27 protein-coding genes and 1 riboswitch are annotated in these 21,796 nt (G+C 63.9%); of the genes, 13 read left to right on the top strand and 14 right to left on the bottom strand.

Annotation, left to right across the window (positions count from 1 at the left end):
* Nucleotides 1–9 precede the first annotated feature (9 nt).
* A complete protein-coding gene (locus tag DRF71_RS23680; protein ID WP_112312829.1) occupies nucleotides 10–192 on the top strand; it encodes a hypothetical protein in 183 nt (60 codons plus the stop codon).
* A 71-nt stretch (nucleotides 193–263) separates the two neighbouring features.
* Entirely contained in the window at nucleotides 264–539 is a 276-nt protein-coding gene (locus tag DRF71_RS23675; RefSeq protein WP_157971254.1) for a hypothetical protein, read from the top strand.
* 69 nt (nucleotides 540–608) lie between these two features.
* On the opposite strand, the gene DRF71_RS23670 is transcribed toward DRF71_RS23675, so the two are convergent.
* From DRF71_RS23670 to DRF71_RS23650, 5 genes are all read right to left on the bottom strand, one after another.
* Nucleotides 609–1,004: a hypothetical protein gene (locus tag DRF71_RS23670; RefSeq protein ID WP_112312827.1), complete on the bottom strand. Its 396-nt coding sequence runs from the start codon at nucleotides 1,002–1,004 to the stop codon at nucleotides 609–611.
* A gap of 123 nt (nucleotides 1,005–1,127) precedes the next feature.
* Entirely contained in the window at nucleotides 1,128–1,883 is a 756-nt protein-coding gene (locus DRF71_RS23665; protein WP_112312825.1) for a CbtA family protein, read from the bottom strand.
* 18 nt (nucleotides 1,884–1,901) lie between these two features.
* Entirely contained in the window at nucleotides 1,902–2,078 is a 177-nt protein-coding gene (locus DRF71_RS23660) for a CbtB domain-containing protein (protein WP_112312823.1), read from the bottom strand.
* Nucleotides 2,079–2,113: 35 nt separating this feature from the next.
* Nucleotides 2,114–2,329, bottom strand: a riboswitch (cobalamin riboswitch).
* 17 nt (nucleotides 2,330–2,346) lie between these two features.
* On the bottom strand, nucleotides 2,347–2,817 hold the full coding sequence (gene cueR, locus DRF71_RS23655) for a Cu(I)-responsive transcriptional regulator (RefSeq protein WP_112312821.1): 471 nt from the start codon (nucleotides 2,815–2,817) through the stop codon (nucleotides 2,347–2,349).
* Between the two features lie 12 nt (nucleotides 2,818–2,829).
* Nucleotides 2,830–5,307 carry a heavy metal translocating P-type ATPase gene (locus DRF71_RS23650; protein ID WP_112312819.1) on the bottom strand — a complete coding sequence of 826 codons (2,478 nt, stop codon included), beginning with the start codon at nucleotides 5,305–5,307 and terminating at the stop codon, nucleotides 2,830–2,832.
* 169 nt (nucleotides 5,308–5,476) lie between these two features.
* Here DRF71_RS23650 and DRF71_RS23645 point away from each other — a divergent pair, with 169 nt between their 5' ends.
* Together DRF71_RS23645 and DRF71_RS23640 are read left to right on the top strand one after the other, a co-directional pair.
* Complete coding sequence (locus DRF71_RS23645) at nucleotides 5,477–5,665, top strand: heavy-metal-associated domain-containing protein (protein WP_112312817.1); 189 nt, start codon at nucleotides 5,477–5,479, stop codon at nucleotides 5,663–5,665.
* A gap of 77 nt (nucleotides 5,666–5,742) precedes the next feature.
* Entirely contained in the window at nucleotides 5,743–6,132 is a 390-nt protein-coding gene (locus tag DRF71_RS23640; protein ID WP_112312816.1) for a DUF305 domain-containing protein, read from the top strand.
* Between the two features lie 131 nt (nucleotides 6,133–6,263).
* Here the strand turns inward: DRF71_RS23640 and DRF71_RS23635 are convergent, their stop codons facing one another.
* Entirely contained in the window at nucleotides 6,264–6,587 is a 324-nt protein-coding gene (locus DRF71_RS23635; RefSeq protein ID WP_198672324.1) for a four-helix bundle copper-binding protein, read from the bottom strand.
* A 646-nt stretch (nucleotides 6,588–7,233) separates the two neighbouring features.
* Between DRF71_RS23635 and DRF71_RS23630 the strand changes: the two genes are divergently transcribed.
* Both DRF71_RS23630 and DRF71_RS23625 read left to right on the top strand, forming a co-directional pair.
* Nucleotides 7,234–7,581 (top strand): hypothetical protein, encoded by a 348-nt coding sequence (locus DRF71_RS23630; RefSeq protein ID WP_157971253.1) that lies wholly within the window; start codon nucleotides 7,234–7,236, stop codon nucleotides 7,579–7,581.
* 48 nt (nucleotides 7,582–7,629) lie between these two features.
* A complete protein-coding gene (locus tag DRF71_RS23625) occupies nucleotides 7,630–8,130 on the top strand; it encodes an SRPBCC family protein (RefSeq protein WP_112312813.1) in 501 nt (166 codons plus the stop codon).
* 11 nt (nucleotides 8,131–8,141) lie between these two features.
* Here DRF71_RS23625 and DRF71_RS23620 read toward each other — a convergent pair whose 3' ends face one another.
* From DRF71_RS23620 to DRF71_RS23590, 8 genes are all read right to left on the bottom strand, one after another.
* Nucleotides 8,142–9,185: a type II glyceraldehyde-3-phosphate dehydrogenase gene (locus tag DRF71_RS23620; protein ID WP_112312811.1), complete on the bottom strand. Its 1,044-nt coding sequence runs from the start codon at nucleotides 9,183–9,185 to the stop codon at nucleotides 8,142–8,144.
* Nucleotides 9,186–9,203: 18 nt separating this feature from the next.
* Nucleotides 9,204–10,523 (bottom strand): SAM-dependent methyltransferase, encoded by a 1,320-nt coding sequence (locus DRF71_RS23615; RefSeq protein ID WP_112312810.1) that lies wholly within the window; start codon nucleotides 10,521–10,523, stop codon nucleotides 9,204–9,206.
* 80 nt (nucleotides 10,524–10,603) lie between these two features.
* A complete protein-coding gene (locus DRF71_RS23610; protein WP_112312808.1) occupies nucleotides 10,604–11,101 on the bottom strand; it encodes a hypothetical protein in 498 nt (165 codons plus the stop codon).
* Nucleotides 11,098–13,482, bottom strand: coding sequence for a heavy metal translocating P-type ATPase (locus tag DRF71_RS23605; RefSeq protein WP_112312806.1), 2,385 nt, complete (start codon nucleotides 13,480–13,482; stop codon nucleotides 11,098–11,100). The genes DRF71_RS23610 and DRF71_RS23605 overlap by 4 nt, the downstream gene beginning before the upstream one ends.
* Before the next feature lie 71 nt (nucleotides 13,483–13,553).
* Nucleotides 13,554–13,760: a hypothetical protein gene (locus DRF71_RS27740; RefSeq protein ID WP_157971252.1), complete on the bottom strand. Its 207-nt coding sequence runs from the start codon at nucleotides 13,758–13,760 to the stop codon at nucleotides 13,554–13,556.
* 89 nt (nucleotides 13,761–13,849) lie between these two features.
* On the bottom strand, nucleotides 13,850–14,443 hold the full coding sequence (locus tag DRF71_RS23600) for a sigma-70 family RNA polymerase sigma factor (RefSeq protein WP_112312805.1): 594 nt from the start codon (nucleotides 14,441–14,443) through the stop codon (nucleotides 13,850–13,852).
* Nucleotides 14,440–15,057, bottom strand: a complete 618-nt coding sequence (locus tag DRF71_RS23595; protein WP_112312803.1) for an RNA polymerase sigma factor — start codon at nucleotides 15,055–15,057, stop codon at nucleotides 14,440–14,442. The genes DRF71_RS23600 and DRF71_RS23595 overlap by 4 nt, the downstream gene beginning before the upstream one ends.
* 93 nt (nucleotides 15,058–15,150) lie before the next feature.
* On the bottom strand, nucleotides 15,151–15,525 hold the full coding sequence (locus DRF71_RS23590) for a hypothetical protein (protein ID WP_112312801.1): 375 nt from the start codon (nucleotides 15,523–15,525) through the stop codon (nucleotides 15,151–15,153).
* A gap of 199 nt (nucleotides 15,526–15,724) precedes the next feature.
* On the opposite strand from DRF71_RS23590, the gene DRF71_RS23585 reads away from it, so the two are divergent.
* From DRF71_RS23585 to DRF71_RS23555, 7 genes are all read left to right on the top strand, one after another.
* Complete coding sequence (locus DRF71_RS23585) at nucleotides 15,725–16,036, top strand: DUF2933 domain-containing protein (protein WP_112312799.1); 312 nt, start codon at nucleotides 15,725–15,727, stop codon at nucleotides 16,034–16,036.
* A complete protein-coding gene (locus DRF71_RS23580) occupies nucleotides 16,033–16,686 on the top strand; it encodes a methyltransferase family protein (RefSeq protein ID WP_112312797.1) in 654 nt (217 codons plus the stop codon). Before DRF71_RS23585 ends, DRF71_RS23580 begins: the two co-directional genes overlap by 4 nt.
* Nucleotides 16,687–16,756: 70 nt before the next feature.
* A complete protein-coding gene (locus tag DRF71_RS23575) occupies nucleotides 16,757–18,193 on the top strand; it encodes a YfcC family protein (RefSeq protein WP_112312796.1) in 1,437 nt (478 codons plus the stop codon).
* A gap of 13 nt (nucleotides 18,194–18,206) precedes the next feature.
* A complete protein-coding gene (locus DRF71_RS23570) occupies nucleotides 18,207–19,436 on the top strand; it encodes an arginine deiminase (protein WP_112312794.1) in 1,230 nt (409 codons plus the stop codon).
* 18 nt (nucleotides 19,437–19,454) lie between these two features.
* On the top strand, nucleotides 19,455–20,456 hold the full coding sequence (argF, locus tag DRF71_RS23565) for an ornithine carbamoyltransferase (protein ID WP_112312793.1): 1,002 nt from the start codon (nucleotides 19,455–19,457) through the stop codon (nucleotides 20,454–20,456).
* The gene (gene arcC / locus DRF71_RS23560; RefSeq protein ID WP_456300094.1) at nucleotides 20,434–21,369 is read left to right on the top strand and encodes a carbamate kinase; all 936 of its coding nucleotides are present in this window, start codon (nucleotides 20,434–20,436) and stop codon (nucleotides 21,367–21,369) included. Before argF ends, arcC begins: the two co-directional genes overlap by 23 nt.
* A gap of 16 nt (nucleotides 21,370–21,385) precedes the next feature.
* Nucleotides 21,386–21,796, top strand: a 411-nt coding sequence (locus DRF71_RS23555) for a DUF6629 family protein (protein ID WP_332872077.1), incomplete at its 3' end; no start/stop codon positions are given.

Below are 21,796 nucleotides of genomic sequence, written 5' to 3'. Positions count from 1 at the left end.
GATGCTGACTTGTTCACCATTTCCGTCGGTTTCGGGATATTGCTGCCGCAGCTGCCCGACCTGATCGAATGCCTGCTGTGCGCGGCCAGCAAGGCGGAGCAGGTGTCGCGCGCTACCGGGCTGTTGACGGCGCTTCAAATCTTCGCCTTGTTTCTTTGTGCACCGTTCTGGGTGCGGCTGTCGGATCAGTAGGTGCGGCGGCTGTCCTGCTGATCGGGCTTGTGGGCTTTGCCGCGGCTACAGTGGCCTTCGCAGTGTTCGAAATGTTGAACGCAGCCCATGTGGAACGGGTGTTGAGCGGGCTCTTCGCAGCCGCGGTCACCCCGGTTGCCCTTGCGGCGGTCTCGGACCTGCTGGCGACCAAGGTGGAACTGGGTCGTCGGTTGACGTTTGTCTCGCTGGCGGGAATTTCTGAGTTTCTGTTGGGGCTGACGCTGGGCGTTGCGCTGACACGTGGATTGGGAGGGTTTGGAGGTGCGACGGGTGCCTTGGAGCTGATTGCGGCTCTGGTTGTAACGCTGCCTGTGCGTGTCGCGTAGCTATTAGTTTCGAGATACGAAATTCAACAAAATCAACAGTCGGTCGTGGGACCGTTCAACGACCTGAGGTCATGCGGCACGCTGAAAGAGCGGTAGCGGCACAAATGGCGAAATGATGGTCTGCCTTCGTTGAAGGGGTGGCTGGCAAGCGAGATGTTCCGAAAGATCGTCGTTGGCAAGGGCGACGCGAACTTGAAGGAGCAGGTTTGCCCCGCGTTCAATCCAGCGCATCTGCTGCTTCTTGACCATCCGCCTTTCAACAGGAATGTTGACACTCGCTTCAGCAGCTGTGGAGGCTAGCGACACCATGCTGCTGCACCCCGACGAATGGTCGCGCGCCGCAGCCATAGAGAACTGTCCGAAAAGACTCAGAAAGACGACTGCAATCCAGCAGATCAACCGCAGACTATATTGGCGCTGTCTGCGGCCTCCGCTCACTTCTTTAGCATGAATGGTGCGCCGCATTACGCATCCCTGGCGTCTGAACTGTTGAAGGTTCTACGCTGGGAGCCACCAACCGCCTTGATGCAAGTCAACCGACGCAGAGTTCACCTGACACAAGTCTGTGATCGCGCGTCTCGGCTGTACTCAACGGGTGTCGACAGCTTCCGCGACCGCAGTAGGTTGCTCCCGCCCGTCTTCCGGCATCAAGCGGAAGAGAAGGGAAGCGAGAGCAAGCCAGCCGATCAGGCTCAGACCGAGTGCCCGCGCACTGTAGAGCGCGGCCAGATCCGGAGGAATGACCGGGACGGACGCAGGTGGCTGCGGTGCCCCAAGAAGGTGGGGGGCCACCATCAGGGCAAGCCCTGCGAGACGCCCGAGCCAGGACTTCACCCCACTGGCGAGGAAAAGCCCCGCCACCGTCGCCGCCGCCGTCATGACCCACCACATTTGCCTGTCCGACAGTTCAGCGGCCTGCATGCCTGGCAACTCCGGTGGCAGTCCCAAGCTGGGTGACAGGGCGAAAGTAGCGAAGCCGGAAAGAGCGAGCGCGGGCACAGAGATGCTGTTTGGACCCCACAGGGCACGGTGTGTCGCAAGAGAAGCTCCCGCAACAAGGCCAAAGCCTGACCAGGTCAAAACCAAAGTCAGGACCGTCAAGCCGCTTCGCACGACGACAGAAAACTCATCATCCGCGTCGTGGGCATCGTGCGCAGACAGGACCGTATCGCCACTCGATCCTGAGGGGTCGTCTTGCGCCACCCCCATCAGGACAAGTTCGCCGGTCTCGTATCGCTCGGCTTCGACGATAAGTGGCTGGATCAGAAAAAACTGCAAGAGGGCAACCGCTAGGCCCGTAACGGCACCAGCAATCACCCCGCCGGACAGCAGGGACTTCGTCATGTCAGCGAACTCGATCTGTCAGTGGCAGGGAAAGCCGGTGGCGTGGCGGGTATCATGTGTTGCGGCATGCAGCGCATCTGAAGAGGCGAAACCTGCCGCAAAGATGAGAAACGCACCAAGGACAGCACTGGTCAGGATGGGCCGAACCAGACCTGCGTGCTGTACGGACGCGGTGGAAAGAGTGGTGGCAGACATGATGTTTCTCCGCCCGTCACACCCGACGGGATTGGGGTTAAGTCTCCTGTCTGGCCGGTCTCCTGGCTCACGGTCACTGCAACCCTTCGCCTTCCCGGGCAGTTGCCCAGTGGCATATCGAAGGGCCACTACCGCATACAGTCGCGGGGGCGGCTGAGGTATCGGGCGCCGCAACTGGGTCCGCCCTTCCTCATTCCCGATTGAGTTCGGGGATTCTGCATCCCATGAACACCAAACAAAATCACGATCATGCGCACGCCGCAGAATGTCAATGCGCTTGAAGTCCGGCAGCCTTGCCGGAGCGGGGCGCGGATTGTTGATCTTCCTCGCGCGCTCCGCTGCCATGATCGGGGCCATTCACGAGGTCGGCAAGGATCGGACAGTCCGGGCGGTGATCGCCGCAGCACGCATCTGCCAGATGACGAAGCGTGTCCATCATTGCCTGCATTTCACGAATTCGAACTTCAAGACCGGCGATCTGCTCAAGCGCAATCTGTTTCACGTCGGCACTCTGCCGCGAACGATCCTGCCAGAGCGCCAGTAACTCCTCGATCTTCTCGACGGAAAAACCCAAGTCCCGCGCCCTTCGGATGAAGCGCAGTAGCTGAACATCGGTCATCGAGTAGACGCGATATCCTGCAACCGTCCTTCCTGCTGCCGGGATGAGCCCGATCGACTCATAGTAGCGAATCATCTTGGCGGAAACGCCCGAAGATTTTGAAGCTTCACCGATGTTCATCTCGGGGCCTCCTTACGCGGCGATTGAAGGTGCAAAGCGCCGCAGTCGCAGCGCATTGCCAAGGACGAAGACCGACGATAGCGCCATCGCGGCGGCGGCAATGATCGGCGACAGCAGGATACCGAAGGCGGGCCAGAGCGCGCCTGCGGCAACCGGGATCAGCAGGGCATTGTAGATGAAGGCCCAGAACAGGTTCTGGCGGATGTTTCGCATCGTGGCCTTGGAAAGCGCAATGGCATCCGAGACGGCAGTCAGCCTACCCGACATCAGTACGACGTCCGCCGCTTCGATGGCAATGTCGGTGCCGGTGCCGACGGCAAGGCCCACATCCGCTTCGGCCAGGGCGGGCGCGTCGTTGATCCCGTCGCCGACATAGGCCAGCGCGCCCAGTGCCTTCAGACGTTTCACCGCAGCGACCTTGCCGTCGGGCAGCACCTCGGCCACAACTTCGTCGATGCCAAGCTGGCGGGCGATGGCGTTCGCCGTGCGGCTATTGTCGCCAGTGATCATGGCAACCTTCAGCCCCAGCAGGTGCAATGCCTGGATCGCCTGCGGCGTGGTTTCCTTGATCGGGTCCGCAACGGCGATGATTGCAGCAAGCTTGCCGTCGATGGCGGCATAGAGCGGTGACTTGCCCTCGTCGCCGAGCCGGGTCGCGGTGTCGCCGAAGGCGGAGACATCAAGGCCGAGCTTGACCATGTAGCGGTCGGCGCCGACGTCGACCCGCTGTCCGCCCGCCGCCGCCGTGACACCGAAACCGGTGACGGAGTCGAAAGCAGTGATCTCAGGAAGGATCAGGCCCTCGGCTTCGGCCGCCGCGACGATGGCGCGGGCGATCGGATGCTCGGACTTCGCTTCGACAGCCGCCACCACGGCCAGCACTGCGGCGCGGTCGAAGCCCGGTGCCAGCGCCATGTCGGTCAGGCGCGGTTTGCCCTCGGTCAGGGTACCGGTCTTGTCGAACGCGACTACCTTGACGCTCTGCAAGGCTTGGAGGGCCTCACCCTTGCGGAAGAGCACGCCCATCTCGGCACCACGCCCGGTGCCGACCATGATCGACGTTGGCGTGGCCAGACCCATGGCGCAGGGGCAGGCAATGATGAGGACGGCGACGGCGTTGACCAGGCCAAAGGTCAGGGCCGGATCAGGCCCGAAGATCAGCCAGACGGCGAAGGTCAGCACGGCAAGCGCCATAACCACGGGAACGAACCACATCGTCACGCGGTCGACCAGCGCCTGGATCGGCAGCTTACCGCCTTGCGCGGCTTCGACCATGCGGATGATCTGAGCCAGCATCGTGGCCTCGCCCACCGCCGTCGCCCGGAAACTGAACGCGCCGGTCTGGTTTACTGTGCCGCCGGTCACGGTGCTCCCCAGTGCCTTCTCGACCGGCACGGGCTCGCCAGAGATCATGCTTTCGTCGATCCAGCTTGCGCCCGTCGTGACCTCGCCGTCGACCGGCACCCGCTCGCCAGGGCGGACCTCGACGACATCGCCCGGGCGGACTTCGGCGACTGGCACTTCGACCAGGCCGCCATTGCGAAGGACACGAGCAGTCTTGGCCTGAAGTCCGACCAGCCGCTTGATCGCCTCTGAGGTCCGGCCTTTTGCGCGAGCTTCAAGCAGACGACCAAGGAGGATCAATGTGACGATGACTGCCGCCGCCTCGTAGTAGACATTCTGGGTGCCTGGGGGCAGGATTCCGGGGGCAAAGGTTGCCACCAGGGAATAGCCGAAGGCAGCCAACGTTCCGACCGCGACCAGGCTGTTCATGTCAGGCGCCAGACGCGCCAGGGCCGGAAACCCCTTGCGGTAAAACCTGAGGCCAGGACCAAGGAGGACCACGGTCGTCAAGGCGAACTGTATGTACCAGCTGTTCTGCATGCCAATGCTGTTCATCACCGCCATGTGGACCCACATGAACAGATGCGATCCCATCTCGAGGACAAACACTGGCAGAGTCAGAGCCGCAGCAAAAAGCACATCGCGCCGCAATGCGGCTTCCTCGGCTGTTTTCTTCGCGGCGGACTCTTCTGACATGATGGCGGTTTCGGTCGCTGCCCGTGCCTCGTAACCCGCATCCGCGATTGCGCCGATCAGGGAGGCAAGGGCCGCCGTTCCGGTGACCGTGGCGCGTTCCGTGGCCAGATTGACATTGGCTGCGGTCACACCGGGTACCGTCTTCAAGGCCCGCTCCACCCGTGCCACACAGGAGGCGCAGGTCATCCCCTCGATGATGAGATCGACGGGGCGCGTTGGCACATCATAGCCTGCGTCCTCGATTGCCTTGACCAGAGCCGACCGGTCCACGTCTGATCCGATGACTTCTGCCCGTTCCGTCGCGAGGTTGACGGCTGCAGTTTTGACCCCGGGGACCGCCTGAAGTGCGCGCTCAACGCGCCCGACACAGGATGCGCAGGTCATGCCTTCGACGTCGATCACGATCTTGCCGAGATCCGCCGTGGCGTGATGAAGGGTTTGTATGTTCATAGCGGCACTCCAGTGTCGAGGTACTCCGCTGACTGAGATAGGGCTTCCCATGATGGTAAGGTCAAGCCCTGATTTCAATTTGTCTGTTCACGGATTTGTTCCCTTGACCTTACAACGGTGGGAAGGCCCATATCGAGTTGCATGAGGCGATTGTCCGAAGGAGACACTCATGCAGTTCCATATCGAGAACATGACCTGTGGCGGCTGCGTGCGCAGCGTCACGAAGGCAATCCAGTCGGTGGACCCCTCTGCCGAAGTGACCGCGGACCCGGCGTCGCACAAGGTCGAAGTGAAATCAGCGGCTTCTCGCGACCGGTTGGTCGCTGCGCTGACCGAGGTAGGCTACGCGCCCGCCTGACCATTCTGCAACCAAATGCCGTTTGAAGGGTTTACCCGTTTCAAGCGCTAAAAACCACCAAAAAACAGGAGAATACCATGAAAACATCCGCACTGGCAGCAGTGGCTGCTCTCGTCATGACAACTTCCGGCTATGCCATTGCACAGTCCGACAACATGGCTGGGATGGACCATTCTGCAATGAACATGGAAGGCGCCACGGGCGGTTACATGGCTGCGATGGACACGATGATGTCGTCGATGCAGGGAATGAAATTGACGGGCGACGCCGATGCCGATTTCCTCTTGATGATGATCCCGCACCACCAGTCGGCGATCGACATGGCCAAGGTCGAACTTGAGCAGGGCGACGACGAGGGCACCCGCGCTTTGGCGCAGAAGGTCATTGATGCGCAGGAAGCCGAGATTGCCGAAATGACAGCACTGTTGAAGGCGATGGGTGTCGAGCCGCCGGCGGCCTCGAACTGATCCGGGAACTGATCCGGCCTTGATCCGGCAAGGGGCAGAGCGGCCGCAAAGCCGCTCTGCCGCGTTTTTTTTGGGGACGTCATGACGCACACTGACCGGGCGGGCGTCTCTGCGCCTGCCCGGCCGCCATGTCACGCAGCCATGTCGCGGCAGGACTTGGCGCAGCGCCGGCAGATCTCGGCGCACTTCTTCATCTGCGCGTCATTGCCGAAGGCTTCGCAGGACTGGGCGCACCGCTCGCAGGCTTCGGCACAAAGACCGCAAGCCCGGCCATGCAGCGCCGAGTTTCGCAGCATGAAGTCGGCGCTGATCCGGCACGTATCCGCGCAATCCAGAAGCGCCTGGATGTGTGCGGATGCGACATGCTGACCGCCCTTGCCGAGGCAGTAGGCCAGCGTTTCCAGGCAGATGTTGTGGCAGTCGCTGCAGTTTTCGATGCATTCCTTCATGTTCATCTCTCGTACTCCTGTTCTGTGGTTGCCAAATTGCCCTTGGACCGGAGCGCAGCGAAGAAGCCTGAGCCACCCCCTATCGCCCGCGGACGGGCTGTTCAGTGCCAGCGGGATCGGTCTTGAAAACGCGAAGGCATTCTGTGTGGTTCCACCGATATCCGCTGACTTCTGCACGAACCGAAATGACAGACGTCCATGCGGTCGGGGGATTACACAGCTTGCGCGGGACTCTACAAACCGGGCTCTGCGAGATCTGTCGTGACCGGGCAAACGCATTTGCCCGGTAATCTTTTGCCTCGACATCCGTCAATGAAGATAGGCGTCGGTTGGCTCTCGCATGATCGGGACTTCTGCGGGAACTCCGTGGCGGCAGACTCGGTCGGTGCCTGGCGGTCGGTCGAAGCCACGACCGGGCCGCCTTCAGCCGAAAAGGAACAGGATGATGACAGTTCGAACTTTCTCAGCAGCAATGCTTGCTGTTGTCCTGATGGCCGGCGGCGCGGTCGGTCAGACCACGCCTCAGGCGGAAGATCCACATCACACGGCCGGCACCGAGAACCCCGCCCTCCCTAATGCGGCTGGCTCCGACGAGCCAACAGACCCTGCGGGTCCAGGGATGGACTCGCAGGGTGCGGGACCGGGGATGATGATGTCTGCTGAAATGATGCAGATGATGATGCAGATGATGGCCCAGCATCATGTCGCCGGTTCGACCCCGGGGCCGGGCATCCAGGACGGAATGACCGGCGCGGTCGGGCAGGGGTCGGAAGTGGTCTTTGGTCTTGCACCTGCCGCGACACCGGAGACGACGCCCGACGTGGTGCGCGGCTGGCTTCAGACGCAACTCGACAGCCTGCAGAATCCACGGCTGACACTCGGCACGATCGAGACGGCTGCGGATGGCAGCATCATCGCCGAGATCCGCACTGTCGACGGGGCGCTAGTACAGAGACTGTCGTTCAACAGGTATCCGGGTTTTGTCCGCCAGATCGACTGAACGTCGTCAAGACGAAACGAGAGCAGATACGAGATGCGAGAGGCTGTGATGCATTTTGCCACCTCGGTGCTGGTTCGCGCAACACCGCGGGAGGTTTTCGACTACCTCGACGACCCCGAGCGCATTGGCGCCCACATGTCCGGGGGATCGCTGATGATGGCGGGCGGCAGCATGCACTATCATTTGGATGCCGAAGCTGGGCGCAGGGTCGGTTCTGTCATCCGCGTCGAAGGAAGGATGCTGGGTCTGGCATTGCGGGTGACGGAAGTGATCACGGAACGCGTGCCGCCCGTCCGCAAGATCTGGAAGACGACAGGTCCGCAGCGGATGATCGTGATCGACACCTATCGGCTGGGGTTCGAGACGCTGCAGGTCGAGGCAGGGACCGAACTGCGCGTCTTTATTGACTACACGCTGCCGGAACGACTGCCGGGCCGCCTGCTCGGTCGGGCATTGGCACCACTTTATGCGCGCTGGTGCGCGTCGCGGATTGCTGTCGGCACGCGGGCGCATTTCGCGCAAGGTCCGGGCCGAAGCCGGATCGCCTGAGTCCGGCGCGGTCAGAGCTTGGCCAAGTGTCCGATCCCCAGGGCAGTGTCGGTCAGCGCCATCGACGCCGCGGCATCCGCAGCAAGTCCGGTCATTGCCCGGATGGCGTCGATGGTTTCCGGGATCACGATGGCCTGGTTGTCGACCATGTAGGCATAGAAGAGCTCGTTGCCCCGCACGGACAGCATGTCCTGCCACAGCGCGACCTCGTAGAGGTTGTCATGCGGGCGGCCAAGGTCGGCCATCATCTCCTTGACCGCGTTCAGCGCGTCGAGGCCGTCGTCCATGCGGATCAGCGCGATCCGCGTCGAGGCGCCGAAGGCGGCAAGAACCTCGTCCCTGGTGGCCGCGCGCGTCATCTCGACCGACCAGTAGTGCAGATGGGCCAGCGTCTGCGGCACCTTGACCGCCATTGTCACCACGTCCAGGCTTGGGTCCACGCTTTGCGCGTCGGGGCCCTGGTGGCTCGGGATCTCGCGCTCGGGCACCAGTGTGTTCATGATGCCGCCGAGATGGCTTTCCCAGGGGTCGGTCGCGCGCCGCAACAGCGTGCCGCGCGCCCGTACAAGCAGCCCCGCGCGCTTGAGCGCGGTCAGCGTGCGGACGATGGAGGTGGTGTTGCACGAGACCACGCGGGTGCTGTCGCGCCCGACGGCACCGGCAAAGCTGGCCTCGGCCACGAAGGAGTGGTCGGTGACGGCATGTTTCTCGCCGCCCTGGACGATAAACCTGATGCCGCGCCGGCGATAGGCCTCGACATTGGCCGCCGCCACCTTCTTAGGCGTGCAGTCCACCACGATGTCGGCGCGGGCCAGCATGTCCTCCAGCGTTCCGGCCACCTCCAGCCCCGCCGCGCGCATGGCCGAGACATGGTCCGGGCCGGCACCGTAAAGCGCGTAGCCCTTGGCCTCTGCCATGCGCGGGCGCCAGTCGGCGGCAACGTCGCACACCCCGGCCAGTACCATGTCGGGCTGCATGGCGACGGCATCCGCCACCCGCTTGCCGATGACGCCGTAGCCGTTCACCGCGACGCGGATTTTCTGCGTGGTGGTCATGATGCGATTCCTCTTGTTTCAAGCAAAATTCGTATCGCGGCCTTGAGCCGGGCTCGCGCCGTCGATGTAGGCCCGTGTCAGCGGCACGGCATCGCGCCGGTGGGCAAGCTGCAACTGGAACACCATGGTCCGACCGTTGCGGAATCCCGCCTCGCAGGCCGCGAGATAGAACTCCCGCATCCGGCAGAACCGTTCGTCATAAAGCGCGCGCGCTGCGTCGCGGCGGGCGGCGAACCGCTCGTGCCAGTGACGCAGCGTTTCCGCGCAATGGAGGCGCAGGACTTCCACATCCGTCACCCAGAGCCCCGCGCGCTCGGCCGCGGCGATGGCCTGCGACAGCGTGGGGCAATAGCCGCCGGGAAAGATGTACTTGCGGATCCAGGGATCGCTGCCGCCCTCAGGACCCATGATGCCGATGGAGTGCAGGAGCGCCACGCCGTCCGGTTTCAGCGCGTGGGCCATCGCCGAGAAGTAGTTGTCGTAGTCCGATGGCCCCACATGTTCGAACATACCGACCGACACGATCCGGTCGTAGCGGTCACGCTCGTCGCGGTAGTCGCGCAGGTGAAAGCGGACACGTCCGGCCAGACCCTCGGCTTCGGTCCGCGCGGTGGCGTAGGCCAGCTGTTCCCGCGACAGGGTGATGCCGGTGACATTCGCGGTGCTATCGCGCGCCACCGACCGCGCCAGCCCGCCCCAGCCCGAACCGATGTCGAGAACCGAGAGGCCGGGACGGTCCAGCACCAGCTTGGCAGCGATGCGATGCATCTTTGCCGCCTGTGCCTCGTCCAGGGTCTCGTCACCACGTTCGAAATAGGCGCAGGAATACTGCCGCTCGCGGTCGAGAAAGAGATCGTAGAGATCGTCGGACAGGTCATAGTGATGCGCCACGTTGGACCGCGCGCGCGCCCACGGATTGCGGTGCCGGCGCCGCGACAGAAGCCGGTCGGCCATCGCCCTCAGACCATTTCCGGGCAGCGAGTCGAGCGCCTCCGGCCCGCCCGAGGTCAGCAGGTCCAGAAGCTCGCGCAGCGTCCCCCGTTGCAGCACCAGCCGGCCGTCCATCCAGGCTTCGCCAAGCGCAAGGCTCGGCTGGGTCAGCAGGCGCAAGGGCAGGTCGCGGTCAAGCAGCCGAACCGCCACATCGGGCGCGCCGCCGGTGCCGAAGCGGTAGGTCCGGCCACCCGCCTCGGTCCATTCCAGCGATCCGCGCCGGACGATCCGCCGCAGGATCGCGGCAACCAGCGCCGAAGCGCCGCCGACGACCGATCCCCTCCGGCTCCTTTGCGCGCGTGGCGCAATCTCAACTTCACTCTCGAATGAACTCTGCTGCGGCATTTGCTGTGGATCCATCATGGTCAGGTTGCAATCAACAGACGCGCGAGCGCCGAAAGGATTGCAGGCGCGAAGCGCTATCCTCACGAATGCGTGTAGGTGAAAGGAAAAGGAACGGCCTTTGCCCGGCCTGGAAGAACGACTTTGAAAGAGAGCTGATAGGGAGTGCGGTCAGCAAGCTTTACGAAAGCACCCCAAGTCACCGTATCTGCAATCTTCATCGGTTCAAGGTTAAGCAAGGTTCCACCGATATGACCAAGACCCATGACATTAACCGAAACCTGCGCTGTTTCGATCCGGGCGCCAGACGCGGCGTCGAACAGGGCAAGCACCAGATGATACTGATCTTGCCCATCGGGCGCGCCGCCGTGCATCGCGCCCTCGGTGTGGGACTTTGGATGGCCTTGCACGATGGCTGCAGGCATCACGCCGAGATAGGCCAGGACGCCGGCGACGGTCATCGTGTCGGCATTCACACCGTCTTGCCCGCGCGCGACCGCGGAGAAGGCCGCCGATGCGACCGCCGCCAACGGCAGGACGAGTGCCGTCCGGCGCGACAAGGCGGTCCCGTCGGGTTTCATGACGCCACTTCCAGCGCCTGCGGCGCGGCAGCCTTGGCCGGAGAACGGCGGGTCACGCCCTCTAGCCGCGTCCGTTTCAGAAGCAGGGCGTTCACGGCGACCAGGGCAGAGCTTCCCGACATCGCCAGGGCGGCGACCTCGGGACTGATCGTGTAGGGAAAGAACACCCCCGCCGCGACCGGAAAGGCGACCACGTTGTAGGCCACTGCCCAGAACAGGTTCTGGTGCATCTTGCGCAGGGTCGCCCTCGACAGCACTATCGCCCCCAGCACATCATGCGGGTCGCTTCTCATCAGCACCACGTCGGCGCTTTCCATCGCCACGTCGGTGCCCGCGCCGATGGCAAAGCCCACGTCGGCCTGGGTCAGCGCCGGAGCGTCGTTCACCCCGTCGCCGACCATGCCGACCTTCTTGCCCTGGGCCTGAAGCTCCTTGACCTTGTCGGCCTTCTGACCCGGCAGCACGTCGGCGAGCACGATGTCGATCCCGAGTTCCCCGGCGATGCGCGCGGCGGTCCCTGCGTTGTCGCCGGTCAGCATCGCCACCTGGACGCCGCGTTCGCGCAGCCGGGTCACGGTTTCCTTCGCGGTCGGACGCAGCGCATCGGCGATCGCGATCAGCCCCAGGACAGCACCGTCCCTGGCGACGTGCACGACGGTCCGGCCCGCGCCCTTGAGCGCCTCCGCCCGTTCGGACAGGGCACCGAGCGGCACCTTTTCCTCATCCATCAGGCGGCGGTTGCCGACCAGAACCCGACTGTCCGCGACAGTAGCGCTGGCCCCCCGGCCATCCAGCGTCTCGAACCCGGACATCTTGCCCAGGGTCAGGTTGGCGGCGCGCTCGACGATGGCGACCGCCAGCGGGTGATCCGAGCCCTTGTCCACGGCGGCGGCGGCGGCAAGCACCTCGTCGGGGCTGACACCCTCGGCGGCGACGACATCAACCACCTTCGGCTGTCCCATGGTGAGCGTGCCGGTCTTGTCGAAGACGATGACATCGAGTTTCGTCGCATCCTCGAGCGCGCTCGCGTTCTTGAACAGGATGCCGTTCATCGCGCCAAGCCCGGTTCCCACCATCACGGCCATCGGGGTTGCCAGCCCCAGTGCGTCAGGGCAAGCGATGACGAAGACGGTGATCGTCAGCGTCAGCGCGAACAGAAGCTCCGCCCCGATCCAGCCATACCAGACCGCAAAGGTCGCGACGCCGATGACGATGGCGACCAGCACCAGCCATTGCGATGCCCGGTCGGCCAGCAGCTGCGCCGGCGCCTTGGAGTTCTGCGCCTCCTGGACCAGCTTGACGATCTGCGCGAGCGCCGTGTCGGCACCGACCTTGGTGGCGGTGTAGCGGAAGGTTCCCGACTTGTTGATCGTGGCGCCGATCACTGTGCTACCGACGGTCTTCTGCACCGGCATGGACTCACCGGTCAGCATGGATTCGTCGACCAGCGACGTGCCTTCGGTAACCTCGCCGTCGACAGGAATCTTGTTCCCCGGACGGATCACCACGGTTTCGCCCTTCTGCACCTCGGCGGTGGGCACCTCGACCTCGCGCCCATCGCGGATGACGGTCGCCATCGGCGGCGCAAGGTCCATCAGGGCGCGGATCGCCTCTGAAGCACCGGCCCGGGCGCGCATCTCGAGCCAGTGGCCAAGAAGGATGAACACCAGAAGGACCGCGACCGCCTCGTAGAATTGCACGCCGGGGAAAAAGAAGGTCGAGCCGACGCTGAAAGCGTAGCCGGTTCCAACCGACAGGATCACCAGCACCGCCATGTTCAGCACGCCGTTGCGCAGCGCTCGCACAGCTGCGACGACAAAAGGCCAGACCGGCCAGATCACGGCGGCTGTCGCCAGAATGAACAGCCACTGGTCAAGCCGCAACCCGAACGGCGGCGCCGGCGGCGTGAACATGCCGCCCATCGGCGACCAGACGAAGATCGGAATGGTGAAGATCAGGGCGACCCAGAACCGGTTGCGCATGTCGCGCACCATCGACTGCATGTCGCCTGAACCATGACCCATCTCGTGGGCCATTGCATCGTGGCCGGAGGGGGTGGCCGGGGCGGGGCTGTCAGCCCCCTTGCCATGTCCCGTGCCATGGCCTGAATGGTCCGCCATGGCTGCGGCATGGCCGTCGTGGGCGGAACACACGTGCCGCGGCAGGGCCTCACCCTCGCAGTGAAAGCCGCAGTCCTCGACGACCTTGCGCAACGTCTCGATGCTGGTCTTGCCTTCGTCGAAGGTCACGGTCACCGACGGACCTGCCGGATTGGCGGCCACCGAGGTGACACCCGGCTGGGCGCGAAGTTGCTTTTCGATGCCGAGATGTCCGAGGCGGTCGAACGTGGCGTTGAAATCGAGTGATGCGGTCGTCGTCATGGTCAATTTTCCCGGTCAAGCAGTTTCGTGCGGCGCGTCCCGGCAACCCGGCGCGCCGCACGGTAATTCATTCAGGAACAACAGCAGCCCGACTTGCCGACCGGCTTTTGAACCGCGGCAGTTGGCGAGGCTTCCACCGTTTGCGAAGTTTCGCTGGTTGCCTGGTCGCGTTGCGCACGGCCGTGCCCGTGCTCGTGGTGTTTCGCCTGCTGCGATCCGCCGCCACAGCAGCCGCCTGCCTCGGTCTCGGCCAGAACGTTGGTTTCATGCGTGTTCATCGTCTTCTCCTGTCGATTTGCTCAAGGTTCCGACAAAGCCGACCTGTGGTCGCCGTTGCCAAGATATGGACGTATCAAGGCTGCAAACATTACACCTTGGCGAGAGCCGGCGAAGTTTCGACGGCCCGCTTCCGGGCTCGGGCGCAGCCGCAATCAAGAAACCCGTGATCCGGGCAGGTCAGGCACATCTGCATCAGCAGGTCCCGCAATCTGGCCCGGGCCCGATGCAGGCGCACGGCGAGCGTGCCCAAGGAAATGCCGAGCGAAACGGCAACCGCCGTCCGCCCTTCTTCCTGAAGGTCGATCCGCCTTATGAGTTCGGCCTGTCCCCGCGGCATGTGGCGGATCATGTCGGCGATGCATTCGCAGATCGCGGCGTCGATTTCGGCATCGGGTTCAGCCAAGATGTCCAGCGTCTCGGACTCGACTTCGGCGGACATTTCCCGCTGCCGTCGGCGCGAAGATTTTCGCTGGTGATCGGCAAGTGTGGTGGCCAGAAGCCGACTGAGCCAGCCGCGCAGGCTGGCAATGTCGCGCAGGTCATCAGCCCGCGCGATCGCCCTGGCGGCGAAATCCTGCATCACGTCCATCGCGTCATCGACGTTGCGCAAGCGGCTGACCAGGAAGCCCAGAAACCGGCGCTGGTCTTCCAGAAGGACAGCCTCGACGGCTTTTCGGCTCATCTCACGGTCTCCATTGCGTTTCCTGTGCCGTTCGAGGCGCGATTGTACTCCCCAGACGCTTCGGCCTGATGGTCCAGGCAGGCGCGCAGCGCCCGTCTGGCCCGCAGGGTGCGGACATTCAGTGTGCCAACCTCTACACCAATTTCCAGTGCGAACGCGTCGCGCGGCACGCCGCGAAGATACAGTGCACGGATCAGTTCGGCGTAATCGGGGCGAAGGCTCTCTAGTGCTGTTTCCACTGCGGCAAAGTCTTCGCTGGAAGGTGGAGCCTCTGCCGCGTCCTCGACCGGGGCCGAGAGAAGTATGACATGATCGCAATAGGCCCTTTCCGCCCTCCGACGCGCGTCACGGCGACGGTAATGGTCGAACAAGCTGTTGCGCAGGATGCGGGCCAGCCAAGCATCGGTGTCGCGGATGGGTTTCGTCCGGTTCGTGGCGCAGATGACTTTCAGGTTGAAATCCTGCAACACGTCTTCCGCGGCACTCGGGTCAGCGATCCTTCGGCGCAAGTAGCTCAGATAAGCCTTTTGCCCTGTGGCGAGCCTTGTGCGCGGATCAGGTTCGACCGCACTTGAGGGCGGCGGTCCCTTCCGGGAAAGGTCAGTGTGGCGCATGGCGTTTTCCGTTCGCTGTCAATCGGGGGAAGAGAACCCCCGAAAAGACGCGCCGACGGCTGAGGACGGCAATTGCCTACGGAAGTTCTGGTGTCAGGCGAAGTCGGAAACTGCGCTCGGCGGTCGGAGCGGATCGTTCGGTCGGTGCTGCGTGCGGTCCGATTGTCCTTCGAACACCCACTGGATGCTGATGACCCAGATCGGGTGTTTCGCGTCGAATACGTTCTCAGCGACCACCACGGTCGGGAGCTGGCAATGATAGTTTTCAGTCGGCAGACTGCAGTCATCCTGTTGTGTCGCTGCTGAATGAGTGGAGGTGGCAATCGGCGGTTCGGATCGGGGAACGGCATCTGCGGCAAGGGAAGCGGTCAGGAGAGACAGGACAGTTAGCGCCATCACAAAGGCCGTCAGGACGGCGCGGAGCGCGCGCGACCATGAACCCATTTCCGACTGCCAAATTCCATCCATACGGCCAACCTGTAGCAATTGGACGAAACACACGTTGACTTAGATCAATGGAGACCGGGTCGGCACCACTGCCGACAGCACCGCACTGCGCTCTTCGGCGTTCTGCTGCAATGAGTGCGGTGATTGGGTGTAATGGCGATACCGCTCAAGCGTCTATTTCTCAGTGCGGGGCCGAGGCCCATGTCATCGGAGGACGACCATGAACGAGCACCATCATTCTTTTGGAAACCAAGCCTCTGGCGCCTGGTTCAGGACGCGCTGGGGAATGGCGCTGATCGGATTTGCCCTCATAAGCGCGCTTCTTCTCGTCTACGAGCACCGGGTTCACATCCCGTTCCGCAGCATTCTTGTGATCTTGCCGCTCTTTGCCTGCCTCGGGCTGCACTCGCTGATGCACGGCGGCCATGGGCATGGTGGAGGACACGGCAACCACGGCAGATCCGACAAGAACGTTGCATCCGGGCCATCTGCGGCGACCAGGGTCGAGGACGAGAGAGGAAAACAGTCATGACACCCGAAACCGCGCCTGCTTATGGTCTCTGGTTGCTCGCTTTCGTCAACGCGGCGGTTTTCATCATCTTCGCCCTAAGCTTTACCAAGCCGCAGACTCCGCGCGACTGGCGCAGTTTCAGTGCCTTCAGCGCCTTCCTGGTGGCGCTGTTCGCTGAGATGTACGGCTTTCCCCTGACCATCTACCTTTTGTCCGGCTGGCTGCAATCTTCCTTTCCGGGCACCGATTGGTTCTCGCATGATGCCGGGCATCTGCCCGAAATGCTGTTCGGCTGGAAAGCCAATCCGCATTTCGGACCATTTCACTTGCTCAGTTTCGTGTTGATCGGGGCGGGGTTCTGGCTGCTCTCGGTGGCATGGCCGGTGCTTTACGCAGCGCAGCGCGCCGGGCGGCTGGCGACGACCGGGCCTTACGCGCGGATCCGGCATCCGCAGTATGTGGGCTTTGTGCTAATCCTGACCGGGTTTCTGTTGCAATGGCCTACGATCCTGACGCTGGCGATGTATCCCGTATTGATCTGGATGTACCTCCGCCTGTCCCGCAGCGAGGAGGCCGAGGCCCGCGCGCGGTTTGGCGCTGAATATGACGCCTGGGCACGTCGGGTGCCCGCCTATCTGCCCATGGGCCGTACCGACAGCGCAACGACCTGATCGGCACCACTTCCCGCATTCGGGTGGTGGTTATCGATCAGCACCCCAACCCGTCAGAAAGGAACACCGCATGAGCGACGTCAACACCGATCCGGGAACAGCTCGCTTTGCCCCCCGCTTCCCGACCGCCTACACGATCCTCTTCGCGTTGATTGTGCTGGTTGCGGGCCTGACCTGGATCATACCCGCCGGTCGTTTCGACCGGGTCGAGAACGAGGCGGTCGGCCGCGAGATCGCGGTCGCAGGCACCTACAAGACGGTCGAAGCCAACCCGCAGGGCATCCTAGACGTCCTGATGGCGCCGGTTGCGGGGTTTTATGACCCCGACAGCTATGCCGCGAATGCCATCGACGTGGCGCTGTTCGTGATTCTGCTCGGCGGTTTTCTGGGGGTCGTCAACGCCACCGGTGCCATCGACACCGGCATCCGCCGTGCGATGGCCAAGCTGAAGGGGCGCGAGATTTGGATGATCCCGATCCTCATGAGCCTCTTTGCCCTCGGCGGCACGACCTACGGCATGGCCGAAGAGACGTTGGCCTTCTACGGGCTTCTGGTGCCGGTGATGATCGCGGCAGGTTATGATGCGGTGACGGGAGCGGCGATCATTCTGTTGGGTGCGGGGATCGGCACACTCGGCTCGACCATCAACCCTTTCGCGACGGTCATCGCCTCGAATGCTGCGGGCGTCGCCTTCACCGACGGGCTTCCGCTGCGGCTGGTGATCCTGTTGGGAGGCCTAGCAATCGCAATCACCTATGTCATGCGATATGCCGCCCGCGTGCGCCGCGACCCGTCGCAGTCGCGCGTGGCGGACCTTGCGGCAGACCATCGGGCCGCCTTTGCCGGGTCGGCGAATGGCGTTGACGCCACGTTGACCGCCACACAGTCGGTTGTCCTAATCGTCTTCGCACTGACCTTTGCGGCGCTGATCTGGGGTGTGTCCACGCAGGGCTGGTGGATGGCACAGATGGGCTCGCTGTTCATCGCCGCCGCCATCGTCGCGGGGCTGGTCGGTCGGCTGGGTGAGAAGCGGCTGACCGGGGCCTTTATCGATGGCGCGCGCGACCTTCTGGGCGTAGCGCTAGTGATCGGGCTGGCGCGCGGCATCGTGGTCGTCATGGAACAGGGGCTGATCGCCGACACCATCCTGAACGCCGCCGCCAACGCGGTGGCGGGCCTGTCGGAACTGGCTTTCATCACGCTTCTTTACTGGATCCAGGTCGGGATGAGCTTCTTCGTCCCGTCCTCGTCGGGCCTTGCGGTGCTGTCGATGCCGATCCTTGCGCCGCTGTCGGACTTTGCCGGGGTGGACCGGTCGCTGGCCGTCACCGCCTACCAGTCGGCCAACGGGCTGGTGAACCTGATCAACCCGACCTTCGCCGTGGTGATCGGCGGGCTGGCCATCGCGCGGGTGCCCTACGAACGCTGGCTGGCCTTCGTCTGGCCGCTTCTGCTGATCCTGACGATCTTCATCATGGCCGCCCTCGGCGTCGCCACCCTGCTCTGAACGGAGAAAGCCCATGTCCCAACCCTCCATCGGTGTCCATTCCGAATCCGGCCGCCTGCGCCAGGTGATCGTCTGCCGCCCCGGCCTCGCGCATCGCCGCCTGACGCCGGAAAACTGCGACGAGCTGCTGTTCGACGACGTTTTCTGGGTCAAGCAGGCGATCAAGGACCATGCCGTCTTTACCGACCTGATGCGCGCGGAAGGGATCGAGGTGCTGGACGCCAACGATCTTCTGGCCGAGGCGCTGGACATCCCGGCGGGCCGGGCCTTCGTGCTCGACCACCGCGTCACGCTGACCACTGTAGGCGCGGGCATGGTGGAGCCGCTGCGCCTGTGGATGGAGACGCTGCCCGGTGCCGATCTGGCGCGCTGGCTGATCGGCGGGCTGACGGTGGGCGATCTGCCCTTCGTGCCGGAAGGGCTGTTCGGGGCCTGGCTCGGCAAGTCCGGGTTCATCCTGCCGCCGCTGCCGAACATGATCTTCACCCGCGACAACAGCGCCTTCGTCCACGGCGGGGTATCGCTGAACCCGATGTTCTGGGCGGCGCGCAAACCCGAGACGCTGCTCACCACCGCGATCTACCGCCACCATCCGAAGTTCGCCGGCAAGGTGCGCGAACTTTTCGGCGATCCGGCGCGCGACTTCGGCTCGGCCAGCCTTGAAGGCGGCGACATCATGCCGGTGGGCAAGGATACCGTTCTGGTCGGCATGGGCGAGCGGTCCTCGGCGCAAGGCATCGGGCTGTTCGCGCAAGCCCTGTTCGACCAGGGCGTGGCGTCGCGCGTCGTCGCCTGCCGACTGCCGCGCACCCGCTCGGCGATGCATCTCGACACCGTGTTTACCTTCTGCGGCGGCGATGTGGTGACGACCTTCAAGGAAGTCGCCGACGGCATCACCTGCTTCGACCTGCGCCCAGGCGGGCCGGACAAGCCGTTCCGCGTCAGCGAGGACCGCCGTCCGATCTTCGAGGTTGTCGCGGAAATCATCGGCTTCAAGAAACTGAGGATCGTGCCCACCGGCGGCAGTGACCAGGCCGAGCGTGCGCGCGAGCAATGGAACGACGGCAACAACGTGGTGGCGCTGCGGCCGGGCGTGATTGTCGGCTACGACCGCAACGACGACACCAACGCCATGCTGCGCTCCGAAGGCATCGACGTGCGCGAAATGCCGGGAGCAGAACTGGGCCGGGGTCGCGGCGGCGGGCATTGCATGACCTGCCCGACGATCCGAGACCCGGCGTGACCTGAAAAGGAAAGAACCATGAGCTTCAACCTGCGCAACCGCCATTTCCTGACGCTGCGGGACTATACCCCGGCGGAAATCGGCTTTCTTTTGAAACTCTCGGCTGACCTGAAGGCCGCGAAATATGCCGGGACCGAACAGCAGATGCTCCGGGGGCGCGAAATCGCCCTGATCTTCGAGAAGGACAGCACCCGCACCCGCGTCGGCTTCGAGGTCGCCGCGCATGATCAGGGCGCGCATGTCACCTACCTCGGGCCGTCCGGCAGCCATATCGGCCACAAGGAAAGCGTGAAGGACACCGCGCGCGTTCTGGGCAGGGTCTACGACGCCATCGAGTATCGCGGCTTCGGCCAGGAGATCGTCGAGGAACTGGCCCGCTACGCCGGTGTGCCGGTCTACAACGGGCTGACCGACCAGTTTCACCCGACCCAGGTGCTGGCCGATTTCCTGACCATGCAGGAACATGCCGAAAAGCCGTTGCGCAAGATCGCTTTCGCCTTCCTTGGCGATGCGGGCAACAACGTCGGCGAAAGCCTGCTGATCGGCGGGGCGAAGATGGGGATGGATGTGCGGCTTGGCGGGCCTAAGGCCTGCTGGCCGAAAAAGCCGGTGATCGACGAGGCTCTTGCGATTGCGAAAGAGACCAGCGCGCGGATCACCGTGACCAAGGATCCCGACGAAGCGGTCAAGGGCGCGGATTTCCTTTACACCGATGTCTGGGTGTCGATGGGCGAGGCCGAGGCGAAATGGGCCGAGCGGATAAAACTTCTGACGCCATGGCGGATTGACGCTGCGATGATGGCGCGCACCGGCAATCCCAGGGCGCGGTTCATGCATTGCCTGCCCGCCTTCCACAACACCGAAACGGCGGTGGGCCGCGAGATCGCGGAAAAGTTCGGCCTGACCGAGATGGAGGTCAGCGACGAGGTGTTCGAGAGCGCGGCCTCGATCGTGTTCGACCAGGCCGAGAACCGGCTGCACACGATCAAGGCGGTGCTTGTCGCCACGCTGGGGGGCTGACCGGGTGCTGGTGGTCGCAGCCCTTGGCGGCAACGCGCTGCTGCGGCGGGGCGAGCCGATGACGGCCGTGGTGCAGCGTGCCAATGCGGCGCGCGCGGCGCTGGCATTGGCCGGGCTGGTGCGGGCGGGGCATGATCTGGTCATCACCCACGGCAACGGCCCGCAGGTCGGATTGCTGGCCTTGCAGGGTGCTGCCTTCCGACCCGAGGCGCCCGACCCGCTGGACATGCTGGGGGCGGGCACCGAAGGCATGATCGGCTATTTGATCGAGCAGGAGCTGGAGAATGCGCTGAGCCACGACCGCCCGGTCGCGACGCTGCTGACGCAGGTGGTGGTCGATCCTGCCGATCCCGCCTTCCGGCACCCGACAAAGCCGGTGGGTCCGGTCTATGCCGAGGCCGAGGCAAGGACGCTTGCCGCGCAGCGGGGCTGGACGATCGCCCCGGATGGCCCGTCCTGGCGCCGCGTCGTGCCCTCGCCGAAGCCGGTCGAGATCCCCGACCTGCGGGTGATCCGCCTGCTTTTGGCGCAGGGCGTGGTGGTGATCTGTGCCGGCGGCGGCGGCATCCCGGTGGTGCGGCGCGCCGATGGCAGCCTGGCGGGCGTCGAGGCGGTGATCGACAAGGACTACGCCAGCGCTCTGCTGGCAACCTCGATCAAGGCCGACGCGCTTCTCATGCTGACGGATGTGGACGGGGTGATGGAAGGGTTCGGCACCCCAGCCGCGCGCCGCATTGCGCGCCTGTCCGCCGTCGAGGCCGGGCACCTTGTGCTGCCTGCCGGGTCGATGGGACCGAAGGTGACGGCCGGGACGAATTTTGTCGCTTCGGGCGGGCGACTGGCCGGCATCGGCCGGATGGAAAATGCTGCCGCCATACTGAACGGGGCGGCTGGAACCGTGATCTCGGCTTAGGGGAAAGGACAGCGCAATGTGTCTCTCGGCAACGGTCAGCTTTGCTGCCAGTGCGCTTCTGACGGCGGGCGGAACCGCAATCATCGTCAAGGCCGCACGCAGCAACTGGCGCTACCTCCCCATCGGCCTGATGCCGCTGTTCGCCGGCATCCAGCAGTTCAGCGAAGGGTTCGTCTGGGTCGGCGTCAACGGAGGCGACCATGCCACGATGGTCTGGGGCGCAATGAGCTTCATCTTCTTCACCTGGTTCATGTGGCCCTTCTGGATCCCCTTTTCGGTCTGGGTGCTGGAGCCGCCGGACAGCCACCGCCGGCCCTGGTTCCTGGCCATGACCGGGGTCGGATTGGTGCTGGGATTGCTGCTCTACACTCCCCACGGCTTTGGAACGGACTGGCTGGTGGTAACGGTCAACCGCGACTCGCTGGCC

Source organism: Pseudogemmobacter bohemicus, assembly GCF_003290025.1.
In the GTDB taxonomy this organism is placed as follows: domain Bacteria; phylum Pseudomonadota; class Alphaproteobacteria; order Rhodobacterales; family Rhodobacteraceae; genus Pseudogemmobacter; species Pseudogemmobacter bohemicus.
Note: the sequence above shows the minus strand (reverse complement) of the source record. Positions and strands in the feature narration are given on the sequence as shown.